We start from the raw sequence: 12,473 nt of genomic DNA, 5'->3' as shown, positions 1-12,473 counted from the left end.
GTGCATTTTCACTTTGATTGCTCAACTAATTAAAGGTTAAATAGTATAGACAGTCACTTGAAATAATATAAAGTTATATTAACTTCTATGAACTAATATGTTGCTTGGTTTAAATTACTGATAATAAAGGGTTTTAATTTTAATTTATTGTTCTCTAATGTGTTGTTTTGTGGTCTCAATCAAAGAGATCACGTTTGACGATATAACGAAGGTGATACACCAAGGTGCTTTTTAAATGCACGAGTGAAATTTGATGGGTCGTTATATCCTAATCTTTGCGCTATATCTATTATGCTTATATTTTCATTAAGCAATGTGATTGCATGTTCATTTTTTTGTTTCTTTATTGTCTCTTGGAAATTAGTTCCGTGATCTTTTAGTATTCTTTGAATGTTTCTTTTGGAGCAGCCAAAAATATCTGAGATGAAAGTTAATCCAAGATCTTCATGTTCTATAAATGTATCAATAGCAATTTGTAGTCTTTCGAGAGAGCTAGTGTCTATAGTTCTCGATGTTAGTTGACTAATTTTAACTTTCTCCGCAATGCTGTCAAGGTTGGCTTTAATAGGAATGTATCCATGTTTGTGGTTAGTGAAGATATTACCTGATGTTGTCATATTTATCATCGTATATGGAGGTGGCATGTTAGATGATAAATATAAGCATTCAGGTTTCCAGCTGTTGCCTAAAAAATGGCGAAGGGCATTTGTTAAAACAATTGTAAAAATGATCTTTAGAGTGTTTTAGCCAAATTTTCTATGAGAACCAAGAAGAGGTTGCTCTAATCCTAATATTTTCCGTATTAAAATTGTTTGATATTTCTTTTGTTTTTTATAAGTATAATATGTGGTGGCAGTACAGGTAGTGATTTTTTATTGTCATTAACTTTATTTTGACCATTATCAATTTAAAATGGCTTGATTTGAAAACCATTAAGGGAAACCTTGCGAAATATAATTATTGTGGACGAGGAGATTAATTATCCTCGAACGTATGCAAGACCTCCAAATTGACACTTTTTATTTTAATTGTTATTTAGACAATGATGTCTATTCAAGAGATGTTGTGAGTGGTTTCTCAAGAGGGACTTATTTTATAGATGACTATTTTAATATCCTGTCATTTTGCGCCATAATTTTACTTATTTAGTCGTTAGATGGTTACCACATATGGCCGTAAATCATCCGGTTGGGCGAATGATCATTGTGTGATGTGCGCGGTGATAATCTAGAAAAGCTGTTGTTAATGGTTAAAAAAATCTTGATTGTTTTCAGTGTTTATTGTTTTAAATCAATGCTATGTGAATTTATCGTAGGTTTGGAGAACTAATGGCACAACCAATTTGTTTAATGTGAACTTAGTCTAATTATTATTCACTCAATTACTTATCATACAAATATGTGTGCGTGTCGTTTGGATGCTTTTTGTCTGGCGTGAGCGGTTTAAGTGCTTGAAATAAGTTGGTGAGGTATGAAGCAGGTTCGGCGGTTAATTCATATTACCGGAATAGTGCAGGGGGTCGGCTTTCGGCCTTTTATCTACAAACTGGCCAAGCAATATCAACTCAGTGGATACGTGCTTAATAATGGTGATGGCGTTAGCATTGAAGTTGAAGGTGATGAAACGCGTGTCATGAATTTTTATAATGACATTACTTTGCAAGCACCACCGCTTAGCCGCATTGATAGTATTACTGCCCAAACGATTGCTGTTGTTGATGCGTTAACTTTTATTTCAGAGAAGACTCGCTCTGAGAGTGCGCTTCCTGAATATGCACCCAACTTTATTATCACCGAAAGTGACAGCAGCCAAAGTGCCACTGTGTGTGTGTCGCCAGACCAAGGTGTTTGTCCAGCATGTCTCGATGATATTAACGATCCAACCAATCGCCACTATCGTTACCCTTTCACTAACTGTACCCACTGCGGCCCTCGCTATACGCTAATCAAACAACTGCCTTATGATCGTAAGCAAACCTCCATGGCGGCTTTTGCCATGTGCCCCGATTGTGAAGCTGCCTATACCAACCCTGAAGATCGTCGTTACCATGCGCAACCTGTTAGCTGTCCTAAATGTGGTCCATGGGTCAGTTTTTATGCTCTAGAGAGCAAGAAAGATCAGCCTGAAACTGTTGCTGATCATTATGCAGCGATAGAAGCCACAGCCAACGCCTTGAAAGCGGGAAAGATCGTCGCGGTCAAAGGCCTTGGCGGTTTTCACCTAATGTGTGATGCCACCAATCAACAAGCGGTCTCCCAGCTAAGGCTTCGAAAACAGCGCCAACGCAAGCCGCTGGCGGTGATGATGAAAGATACACATCAAGCCCAATGCTATATAGAAGGGAGTCAGAAAGAGTGGGCGTTATTGGAATCTCAGCAACGGCCAATTACCTTATTTCGAAAAAAAGCATCGCGCTTGAATTGCGTAAACGATGCAGGTTTTGTTGCTAGTGCTGATAGTGCTGATAGTGCTGATAGTGCTGATAGTGCTGATAGTGCTGATAGTGCTGATATTGCTGATATTGCTGATAATGTCGCGCCTCATATCCCTTACCTTGGGGTGATGTTGCCTTACACGCCGCTACATTACTTGTTATTCGACTTGGTAGATGTGCCTTTGGTGGCAACCAGCGCCAATATTTCAGGCTTTCCCATTATTGCCAACAGTGATGATATTTTCAGGCTGTTGGGGCATGTGGTTGATGGTGTGCTCGATCATAACCGTGAAATCGTCCATTGCTGCGATGATAGCTTGGTTCAGATTGCAGGCGGCAGACGACAAACACTCCGTTTAGCCCGTGGTTATGCCCCTTATACTTTCTCGCTGCCGCATAAGTTAACGCACCCTGTGCTGGCTGTGGGTGGACAGCAAAAAGTGACCTTTGGTTTAGGGTTTGCCGAGCAAGGGATCATCAGCCCACATGTAGGTGATATGTTTGGCTTGGACATGCAACAGCACTATCAAAAAATGCTGAATGGCTTTACTCAGATTTATCACGTAAAGCCACAAACGATAGTGTGCGACAAGCACCCAAACTATATGACCACAGAATGGGCGCAGGACTATGTAAAAGGCTATGTTCAAGGCTATGTTCAAGGTAATGTTCAGAAAAATGGCCAAGAAGCGGTTCAAGAAAATAGCCTCGACACTATCCATACTAACAACCACGACAGTAGTTATGAGAAGCCGACTCAATTACTCCAACTGCAACACCATCATGCCCATATTGTTGCCGTTATGGCTGAACACCAAATGCGAGAAACGGTATTAGGTTTTGCTTTTGATGGCACAGGCTTGGGTGATGACCATCAAATTTGGGGAGGGGAAGTGTTACTGGCCGATCATAAAACGGCTAAGCGCCTTTATCATCTAAAACCCTTTCGCCTAATTGGTGGCGAGCGAGCGATCAAAGAGCCCGCGCGGATCTTGCTGGGTTTGCTTTTGGAGTATTACTCGTTCGAGCAGATAAAAGCATTCCAACTAGAAGCCTTTGCCAATATGCCTAACAGCAAGCTCGATAACTTATATCGACTCTGGTTAACTGAACAAAGTTCACCTTATACCACTTCGATGGGGCGTTTAGTGGACGCGTTTGCCAGCTTACTAGGCCTTGTTGAACAGGTCGATTACGAAGGCGAGTGTGGTATGCGATTAGAAGCGCTTGCCATACAAGCAGATGCCGATAAAGGGGCAGAGCCACCGTCTAGGCCTACGTTTGTTGTTGAAAATGACGTTATTGATCCGCAACCCCTACTTGCGAGTGTGATCGATAGTTTAGCCATCACTGCTTTCCAGTCTGCTTGCGCTGATTTAACTACTGGCCCCTCTGTTCTAACGACTACCCCCTCTATTTTTACTGTTAAACAAGCCTTGGCGATTAAGCAAAACGCAGCGAATCAGTTTTTTACCGCGCTGGTCGAGATGATCAGCACCATTAGCGCTAAACACCCTGAGTACCCAGTTGTAGTCTCGGGTGGGGTTTTCCAAAACCGTGTGCTGATGGACAAGCTCGATGCCCGCTTTACATCGGATGCTCGTTCGTTTCTCACCAGTGAAATCATTCCACTTAACGATGGTGGAATCGCGATGGGACAGCTTTGGCATGGACTATGGCATGAAGTAGCTGCTGCAGAGTAAAGCCTGACGAATGATGGCTTGATGAGCATTAGACAGCAGTGCTTAGCGAAGAAATAAAGACATCACGCCTTGGCAATAACCCACAGGCTTGCAGGCATTTTGTCATTAATAAAAAGAATATTACCAACTTGGAAGAGAGATAAATTATGTGTTTGTGTATTCCCTCGCAGATAGTGGAAATTCACCCAGAGGACAGTACGGTCACGGTCGATACTTTGGGCGTCCGACGTAGGATCAGTACTCATTTAATCGAAGACCCATTGAACATGGGGGATTACTTATTGATCCACGTTGGCTTTGCTATCAGCAAAATCAACGAACAAGAAGCATTAAAAAGCCTAGAAGAATACCGCTTATTATTGGCTGAAATGGATGAAGAAGAAGCGAGAGCATTGTTTATATGATTGAACTTAAAGATCTCTCTCAAGGCTTTCGTAACCCCGAGTTAATGCAGTCGCTTTCTCAACGTATTCATCAACTTTCTGCTCAATTAAGCGAATCGGTTAAAATCATGGAAGTGTGTGGTGGTCATACCCACACCATCATGAAATACGGCCTAAATCAGTTGTTACCCCGTAACATTGAGTTTATCCATGGTCCTGGTTGTCCTGTTTGTATCATGCCGAAAGAGCGAATCGATCATGCGATTGAACTGGCGATGTTACCCGAGGTTATTCTGGTAACCTTGGGCGATATGATCCGCGTACCTGGCTCGAAAGGAACCTTGGCACAATGTCGTGCTAAAGGCGGCGATGTACGCCCTGTTTATGATCCGCTCGATGCCCTTGAAATCGCAAAGCAGAACCCAGATCGCAAGGTGGTGTTCTTTGCGATTGGCTTTGAAACCACCACACCAATGACAGCCGTGTTATTGGAGCTGGCTGAAAAGCAAAATGTTGCCAACCTCTATTTTCATATCAACCATGTGTTAGTACCACCAGCGGTTGATGCCGTGATGGCAGACGGCGCAGCCAAAGTCACCGCCTTCATTGGCCCTTCGCATGTTAGTGCTATTACCGGTTCTGATATTTATCAGCCGATTGTCGATTGTTACCACACGCCCGTTGTGGTGAGCGGCTTTGAACCTGTCGATGTGATGCAGTCGATCTTGATGATAGTGGAGCAGAAAGTACAAGGTATCGCCAAGTTAGAAGTGCAATACACCCGTGTTGTCACAGCCAAAGGCAACCAAGCAGCACAGCAGAAAGTAGCGAGTATGTTCACCTTGCGTCCGCATTTTCGCTGGCGTGGTCTTGGCGATATTCCATTGTCATCTTTGGTGTTGTCAGAACAATATCGTCATCGTGATGCAGAAATTGTGTTTGCCGATGCCTTGTCGGATCAGGCGATAGAAGATCACAAAGCCTGTCAGTGTGCCGATATTTTACGCGGGTTAGCAAAACCGAATCAGTGCCGAGTGTTTGGCCGAGGCTGTACCCCAACTAAGCCAATGGGAAGCTGCATGGTCAGTTCGGAAGGGGCGTGCAATGCCTATTACCGCTATGCGGGCTTGGCGTTTGACCTTGATTTGACTAAAGAAGCTACAACAGGCAAAGCCTCGATAAACAGAGCGAAGACAGAAAAGGAGATCACAGCATGAGAACTGTTCAACTAAGCCATGGTGGTGGTGGTCAGGAAATGAATAAACTGATCAGTGATCTGTTTTTCCACCATTTTCAAAACGAGATACTGCTGAAAGCTGAAGATGCCGCGGTATTGCAGCTTGAAGGGCCGATTGCGTTCACGTCTGATAGCTTTACCGTCTCACCGTTGTTTTTTGCTGGTGGCGACATAGGTAAGTTGGCAATTGCAGGCACAGTGAATGACTTAGCCATGGTCGGCGCACAGCCGCAATACCTAAGTTGTAGCTTCATCATCGAAGAAGGTTTTGAGTACCACAAGCTAGAAACCATAGTGAAAAGCATGAAAGCGGAACTAGAAAAATCGGGTGCACAAATCGTGTGTGGCGATACCAAAGTCGTGCCTCGCGGTGCGGCTGATGGCGTGTTCATTAACACCACAGGCGTTGGCACGGTTAAATACCCCAATATTTCGGTGAGTCAGCTTCAAGCGGGCGATGCCATTTTGGTTTCTCGCGATATTGGTTGTCATGGTAGCTGTATTTTAATGGCCCGTGATGAACTGCGCCTAGAGTCTGAGCTGGTGAGTGATTGCGCGACCTTGTGGCCTGTGGTTGAACGCCTGATTGAGTCAGGGGTTTCCCTTCATGCCATGCGCGATGCGACTCGCGGTGGTTTATCGGCTGTTTTGAATGAATGGTGTGAAGGCTCAAAAATCCAAATTGATGTCGAAGAAGAGAAAATCCCTATCGCCGATGCCGTACAAGGCTTGTGTGAGTTATACGGTTTTGAACCCTACGATTTAGCCAACGAAGGCACCATGATCTTGGCTGTCCCCGCGAAAGATGTTCCTGCCGCTTTAGACGTTTTACGCCTGTTCTCACCAAACGCCGAACAGATCGGAACCGTGGTTGAAGCACAGCAGCACAAAGTGATTATGCATAACCCGTGGGGCGGGCGTCGTTACCTTGAATTACCGCAAGGTGAGCTGTTACCGCGTATTTGTTAGTGCCAGTAATCGATGAATTGTGCTTGTTTAGAGGTAGGCAGAGCCTATTGACTAGTTAAATAACGTTAGCAACTGCAAGTAGGCTTAAAGCTATTTGGGGAACAAAGCATTTTATTGAGCCTAAGATTAAGGTTGAGAGTTCACGAGCAGAATGCGAAGTTATTTTCGTCTAATATCATGCCGTTATAGTTTAAATCCAAATCAAAATTTTCAAATGACATGGAGTCGATACATGTTTTTAAATCGTTTATCAATGGCAGAGAAAGAGGCTTTCTTGGCTTTAGCACATCATATCGCTCACGCTGATAATGATTTCTCAGTGGACGAAGAGGTGCTGATTGCTAAATACTGCATGGAGATGCAGATGGACGACATCGAATATGATGAAGCCAATTTCAATTTGTTTAGTATCTTGGATACTTTTGAGCAAGACAGCCATCAAAAAATTGTGCTGTTGGAGTTAATGGCTCTGGTTTATGCAGATGGTGTTATAGCAAAAGAAGAGCAACATACGATTGATGCCATTATCGAACATTTCGAGCTAAATCCTAACCTTGCGATTATCTATCGTGAGTGGTCGAAAAACATCCTTTCATTGTTCACTCAAGGTGAGGCATTGATCCACATATGAGTTTCCCTTGTACTCGTTGTGGCTTGTGTTGCCAAAATATTAAAGGTATCGCAGAGCTTGAAGAATTTCATTCAGGCGATGGTAAATGCAAACACTATTCACAACATAAGGGCTGTTTGATTTATCAAAAGCGCCCGCTGGTATGCAGAATAGACGAAGGCTATGAAAAACTATTTTCTCAGCTGGTTGGCTTAAAAGAGTATTACCAAAAGAACGCTGAAGTCTGTAATTCTCTGCAACAAGAGCAAGATTATCCACCACGCTATAGAGTGAACCTAGATAATGGACATTAACGCATTATTACATTTTCTGCCCCAAGAAGAGCAGAACCTTAACCGCTTAGCATTTATTAAAAATAATTCGTCTAAGCCTCGTATTGCCGTATTTGGTAAGTATAACCACGGTAAAAGTACGTTGCTTAATGCCTTAATCGGCGAAGAATTTTTTAAGGCCGCAGATAAGCGCGAGACGGTAGAAAACCGAGAGCTCGAACAAGAAAAAGTGATTTGGATTGACACTCCGGGGCTTGATGCCGATGTAAATCGTCAAGATGATGCGAAAGCAATCAAAGGGGCATTTGAGGTTGCAGATTACCTGTTTTTGGTTCATCAAGCACAAGCTGGTGAATTAGATAAATATGAATTAGATGTATTTTTAAAGTTGGCGCGACAAGATAAAAACTATAGCCAAAAGATGTTCCTTGTCATCACTCAAGTAGATCAAAAATCACCAGATGATGTAGCAACAGTTGAGAGAAAAATTCGTGAGCAATTAATGCAATTTATAGATCTTCAACAGCTTGAAGTAATTAAGGTCTCAGCTCAGCGCTATTTACGTGGTATTCAAGAGAATAAGTCAATCTTCTGTGAAAGGAGCAATCTAAATGAATTATTTTCACTTACAGGTAAGTTAGTAGAACAGGTAGATGTTGCACGTGAGAAAGAACTTAAGCGTCTGAAATCAAAAATTCTGCTAGAACTTCGCTCTAAAACTAAATGGACTGCTGCTGAACTAATGAGTAAACGCGCTAAAGCGATGAAAGAAAGATCAGAACTACAGCGCGATATCAATACATTATCCCAAGCTTTGGTATAGCCAAGCAATTGTAAAAAGATAGGAGATTATTATGGCTATTCCTTGGATAGTAGGTGGAATTATTGCTGCTGGTGTTGCTGCCATTGTTACAAGTGATGATAGTAGCAGCTCTAGCTCTTCTAGCGCTCGTGATTTAGAGCGTGAGCGCGTGCGTGCAAGACTTGATAATGAACGTAAAAAAGCAGCAGCAGTCAAGCTGGCAAAAGACCAACGCATAGCATCAGAAAATAAAGCTAAAGCACAACGTTTTATCACTAAACACAAATTGACTATAACGCCAGAAGAGTTGATCCGTGCCAACAAGCAAGACAATCAACTGAGCTTACAAGCAATGAATAATTACAACAATAAAGCCAGCGTGCGTGGTCGTAATCGTGAGATTGAGCTACTCGAACAAGAGCTAGAAGGTTTAGAGATTGTCGAGAAAGAGTTGCTAAGGACGCTGTAATGGATGATGTAAAAACAACCCAAGACAATCCGTTTTTAGTTGCCCTTAGTGAATTTAAAGTGGGCATTAACGACGTATCGAACAAAGAAGATCAGTTGAATAATATCAAGTCGCAATTAGTTGGAAAACTGAAGCAGGCTGAAAAGTTCAATGATGAAACGATCAACGATGAGCATGCTTTATATCAGCTAGCGAATGAAATTAAGCTGTCAGTTAATACCAAAGTTAAACAATGGGATAAGAAGTTAAGCGATGCATCCCCAATGCGAGCTCTGAGTGAGCAGTTTTCTGATCGAGTTATCTTGCTGGTGTTTGGTAAGGTCAATGCGGGTAAAAGCTCTTTCAGTAACTATATCGCTGACTTATTCAATCCAAGTGAAGTAAAACGCTTTTTCTTTGATAAGGGGGAGGTGAAGTACTTTGAAGGTCAGTTTGCCGAAGGTGTTACCGAGACGACAGCGCAAATTCAAGGTGTAGAGCTTGGCTCAAACTTAGTGTTGTTGGATTCACCTGGCTTACATTCTATTGTTAATGAAAATGGCGATCTAACCCGTCGTTATACCGACAGTGCTGATGCTGTTCTGTGGTTAACGTCATCGAGTTCTCCGGGTCAGGTACAAGAATTAGAAGATCTAAAGCTTGAGCTTGAAAAGAAAAAGCCACTGCAACCTGTGCTTACCAAAAGCGACAAGATGGAAGAAGACTGGTGCGACGAAGCCGACGATTTGGTGCAAACACTATTCAATAAAACAGCAGAAGTGCGTAAAGCACAAGAAGATGATGTATTTAGCCGAGTGAAAGACTTAGGTGAGGTTGAAAAGCTAAAAACAGCAGTATCAGTCTCCGTTCATGCTTATAAAAAACAGCATGAACAAAACCCTAATGCCCTCGAAGAAAGTGGTTTGACTGAACTGTTCAAGCGCTTAGCCAATATTGTTGATGAGGCAAATGTTTATAAGGTAAGCAAAGCTCAGCAGCAGATGGTTAACTTCTTAAATGGCGAAGTGTTAAAACCAATGGATCAAGACATCTTACCAAAAGTCCTAGAGCTACAAACTAGTCTACAAGAGATGACGGAAAACCTTCGCTTTAAGCAGAATAATTTGTCTTCACAAATCCTAGATAACGTGCTTTGTGAAGTGCCATTGATTGTTGATAAGCACATGGGTAGTCGAGATAAAAAAGCGCTAGGGCATGACGTTAACAAGCTGATTGAAAAAGAAATTAGTGAAACGCTACGACATGAGTTAAGAGACGTGGTTAAAGATATTAAAAAGGTATCGAGTGACCTCTCTGGTGCAAACCTAGGTGATTTTAACGATATTACAATTGATATTGAAAAAGTCTCAGGGAAAGCAAAACAAAGTGCCAGTTCTTCAGCTGGTGCTGCTGCGGGTATGGCAATCGGTGGTTTGTTCGGGGGACCTATTGGCGCAATGATTGGTGGGGCAATCGGCGGTTATGGTGGTAACAAGGCTGGTGAGATGATTTTCGTTGAAATTACGACTGAAAAATTATCAGTGGGTGTCTCTCCTGATAACGTGATTCAAACGACTTCAGAGGCAATTCGTACTAACTTACCGGCTCAAGTGAAGACGGTATTCGAAGAAGTGAACCGCTCATTTGAACCACTTCAACTTTATGCTGAAAACATTGTTGTAGCCATCAATGAATGCCAACAACAAACCCGAAACTTGAGAGTGCATAATGCGTAATCCATTCATCGATATTAAGCAAAACCTATTAGACTCAAAAGAGAGGGTCATTAACTATCAAGGTAGTGATTTAGCCAATCAAATCCATGATGAGTTAAATAAAAAAGTAGATGATCAAGTATTACAAATCATGCTGTATGGCGCATATAACGCAGGTAAGAGCACATTTGTTAATGCGTTAATGGGTGAAGAGCGTGCAAACGTTGGTGAGATCCCAACAACGGATAGTGTTGATATATTCGATTGGAACGGCTACCGCCTGCTAGATACCCCAGGGGTAAATGCACCGATTGATCATGAAGAAACGACAATAGCGCAAATCAAACGTACTCATGTGATGGTATTTGTGATCCGTGATGGCGACCAAGATACTAAAGACCTGTATGAGCGTTTATTTAATATGCTTAATCTTGGTAAACACATTTTTATCGTTCTGAATCATCAACTCGCTTCAGAAGAAGATAAGGCAACGGCTCATCAAAAAGTTCTACAGATCTTAGTTAAACTCGCTCCTCAATACGGAGTATCAGATGAAACTATTCAACAAATTAAAGTGATACCAATGAACACCCAAACGGCACTTAAAGGCCGTTTGAAGAATGATCATGCAAAATTACTAGAACATTCGGGGTACAGTCACTTTATTGAAACGTTTATTGATTGGTTAAAAGAGAAAGACAGTAAGGCTAGTCAGCTAGCTGGCCTTAAAAGTACCGTTAAGGAATTGTGGTACAAGCCCGTGATTGAACAGTTATCGAGTCGTGATGACAGTCATCTAGATAGTGAATTAGACATGGCGCGTGATGATAAAACTATGCTTAGTTCTCGTCAGCGTGCGTTAATTTCAGAGTCACGTAACTTTTTAAACCATGAGTTAACGCTAATAAAGTCTGATATCAGCAATGTATTACAAAATAGCAGCAACCAAGCGCAACTTGATAGTGCTTTACAGTCTGCAGTTGATCCTATTGGTGACAAGCTAGAGCAATGGCTAAATGATAAGATTGGCGAGGTAAGCTCATCAATGCGTGTTTCTATTTCACATGAGATGGAGCAACTCTTATCTGGTAATAACAACAAATACCTTGATATGGGGGTTGAAGGGCTGGGTAAGATAGCGAATGCAGACAACATTAAAGAAGTATTGTTGCAGGGGCGGAAGTTTAAGATCCCAGGCTTAAAAGGTCGCTGGGAAACGACGCTAGGTAAGTGGGCGGGTAAAGCCGCCGTTGTTGTGCAGGTGGTTACAGCACTTTACGATCTATATAAATCAAATAGTGAAGAAAAGGCAGAGAACGAACGTAATCGCAACGCATCTATCCAGTTATATCAAGCTGTAGAAGATATATGCGCAACTGTAAAGCGTGAATATGGCAATATATCAGAGCAAGTTATCACTCAAATGATAGGTTTACGTATCCAAGCTCTAGATGACAAAATCGCTAAACTCACAACTGAGCAAGGTGGGTATCAAAGTGACTATCAATCACTATTAGATAGCCAAACTGACCTTGAGCAAATTAATTATTAAGAGAAGGTCTAGAATCTTGCTTTAATTTCCTAAATATAAACCTATGGGTGGCAGTATGGACAAGAAAGCACCTAAGTCCTAAAACTCCCCCAATCACAACCCTTTGCTGAATACGATTTGAAGGCAAAGGGCTGTGTGATAATTGTCCATTCCATTTCCTCGTCAACAAAGAGTTATAGCCCCTTTGCGAGATCTGCTTTCAGTCTAATTGCTATTCTTTACGATTCATTTTGCTGAATATTTAAATCAAGTTGAAAGAGAAGGGGGTTGAGGACTCAGTCGCGAAGCGATTTCGCGACTGTTTAGTCTGTGGTGAGCACTAATGCC

General features: G+C 42.1%; 11 protein-coding genes. 10 read left to right on the top strand and 1 reads right to left on the bottom strand.

Features of this window, described 5'->3' with window-relative positions; genetic code table 11:
* Window positions 1–188: 188 nt before the first annotated feature.
* Entirely contained in the window at window positions 189–617 is a 429-nt protein-coding gene (locus OCU87_RS21240; RefSeq protein ID WP_261858409.1) for a helix-turn-helix transcriptional regulator, read from the bottom strand.
* Between the two features lie 853 nt (window positions 618–1,470).
* Between OCU87_RS21240 and OCU87_RS21235 the strand changes: the two genes are divergently transcribed.
* From OCU87_RS21235 to OCU87_RS21190, 10 genes are all read left to right on the top strand, one after another.
* Window positions 1,471–4,137, top strand: a complete 2,667-nt coding sequence (locus OCU87_RS21235; protein WP_261858408.1) for a carbamoyltransferase HypF — start codon at window positions 1,471–1,473, stop codon at window positions 4,135–4,137.
* A gap of 146 nt (window positions 4,138–4,283) precedes the next feature.
* A complete protein-coding gene (locus OCU87_RS21230) occupies window positions 4,284–4,541 on the top strand; it encodes a HypC/HybG/HupF family hydrogenase formation chaperone (RefSeq protein ID WP_062687732.1) in 258 nt (85 codons plus the stop codon).
* A complete protein-coding gene (hypD, locus tag OCU87_RS21225; RefSeq protein WP_261858407.1) occupies window positions 4,538–5,737 on the top strand; it encodes a hydrogenase formation protein HypD in 1,200 nt (399 codons plus the stop codon). Before OCU87_RS21230 ends, hypD begins: the two co-directional genes overlap by 4 nt.
* Window positions 5,734–6,726: a hydrogenase expression/formation protein HypE gene (gene hypE / locus OCU87_RS21220; protein WP_261858406.1), complete on the top strand. Its 993-nt coding sequence runs from the start codon at window positions 5,734–5,736 to the stop codon at window positions 6,724–6,726. Before hypD ends, hypE begins: the two co-directional genes overlap by 4 nt.
* A gap of 232 nt (window positions 6,727–6,958) precedes the next feature.
* On the top strand, window positions 6,959–7,357 hold the full coding sequence (locus OCU87_RS21215; RefSeq protein WP_062687735.1) for a TerB family tellurite resistance protein: 399 nt from the start codon (window positions 6,959–6,961) through the stop codon (window positions 7,355–7,357).
* A complete protein-coding gene (locus tag OCU87_RS21210) occupies window positions 7,354–7,650 on the top strand; it encodes a YkgJ family cysteine cluster protein (protein ID WP_062687736.1) in 297 nt (98 codons plus the stop codon). Before OCU87_RS21215 ends, OCU87_RS21210 begins: the two co-directional genes overlap by 4 nt.
* Complete coding sequence (locus OCU87_RS21205; protein WP_062687737.1) at window positions 7,640–8,452, top strand: GTP-binding protein; 813 nt, start codon at window positions 7,640–7,642, stop codon at window positions 8,450–8,452. The genes OCU87_RS21210 and OCU87_RS21205 overlap by 11 nt, the downstream gene beginning before the upstream one ends.
* 31 nt (window positions 8,453–8,483) lie before the next feature.
* Window positions 8,484–8,900 (top strand): hypothetical protein, encoded by a 417-nt coding sequence (locus tag OCU87_RS21200; RefSeq protein WP_261858405.1) that lies wholly within the window; start codon window positions 8,484–8,486, stop codon window positions 8,898–8,900.
* Window positions 8,900–10,615 carry a dynamin family protein gene (locus OCU87_RS21195; protein WP_261858404.1) on the top strand — a complete coding sequence of 572 codons (1,716 nt, stop codon included), beginning with the start codon at window positions 8,900–8,902 and terminating at the stop codon, window positions 10,613–10,615. The genes OCU87_RS21200 and OCU87_RS21195 overlap by 1 nt, the downstream gene beginning before the upstream one ends.
* The gene (locus OCU87_RS21190) at window positions 10,608–12,146 is read left to right on the top strand and encodes a GTPase (RefSeq protein ID WP_261858403.1); all 1,539 of its coding nucleotides are present in this window, start codon (window positions 10,608–10,610) and stop codon (window positions 12,144–12,146) included. The genes OCU87_RS21195 and OCU87_RS21190 overlap by 8 nt, the downstream gene beginning before the upstream one ends.
* Window positions 12,147–12,473: the final 327 nt, after the last annotated feature.

This window comes from Photobacterium sanguinicancri, assembly GCF_024346675.1.
Taxonomy (GTDB): domain Bacteria; phylum Pseudomonadota; class Gammaproteobacteria; order Enterobacterales; family Vibrionaceae; genus Photobacterium; species Photobacterium sanguinicancri.
The sequence above is the reverse complement of the archived record's forward strand: the minus strand, read 5'-3'. Positions and strand labels throughout refer to the sequence as shown.

Excerpts from the sequence above, each read along its gene's own strand:
- OCU87_RS21240 (WP_261858409.1), bottom strand. The coding sequence starts at position 617 with ATGACAACATCAGGTAATATCTTCACTAACCACAAACATGGATACATT.
- OCU87_RS21235 (WP_261858408.1), top strand. The coding sequence starts at position 1,471 with ATGAAGCAGGTTCGGCGGTTAATTCATATTACCGGAATAGTGCAGGGG.
- OCU87_RS21230 (WP_062687732.1), top strand. The coding sequence starts at position 4,284 with ATGTGTTTGTGTATTCCCTCGCAGATAGTGGAAATTCACCCAGAGGAC.
- hypD (WP_261858407.1), top strand. The coding sequence starts at position 4,538 with ATGATTGAACTTAAAGATCTCTCTCAAGGCTTTCGTAACCCCGAGTTA.
- hypE (WP_261858406.1), top strand. The coding sequence starts at position 5,734 with ATGAGAACTGTTCAACTAAGCCATGGTGGTGGTGGTCAGGAAATGAAT.
- OCU87_RS21215 (WP_062687735.1), top strand. The coding sequence starts at position 6,959 with ATGTTTTTAAATCGTTTATCAATGGCAGAGAAAGAGGCTTTCTTGGCT.
- OCU87_RS21210 (WP_062687736.1), top strand. The coding sequence starts at position 7,354 with ATGAGTTTCCCTTGTACTCGTTGTGGCTTGTGTTGCCAAAATATTAAA.
- OCU87_RS21205 (WP_062687737.1), top strand. The coding sequence starts at position 7,640 with ATGGACATTAACGCATTATTACATTTTCTGCCCCAAGAAGAGCAGAAC.
- OCU87_RS21200 (WP_261858405.1), top strand. The coding sequence starts at position 8,484 with ATGGCTATTCCTTGGATAGTAGGTGGAATTATTGCTGCTGGTGTTGCT.
- OCU87_RS21195 (WP_261858404.1), top strand. The coding sequence starts at position 8,900 with ATGGATGATGTAAAAACAACCCAAGACAATCCGTTTTTAGTTGCCCTT.
- OCU87_RS21190 (WP_261858403.1), top strand. The coding sequence starts at position 10,608 with ATGCGTAATCCATTCATCGATATTAAGCAAAACCTATTAGACTCAAAA.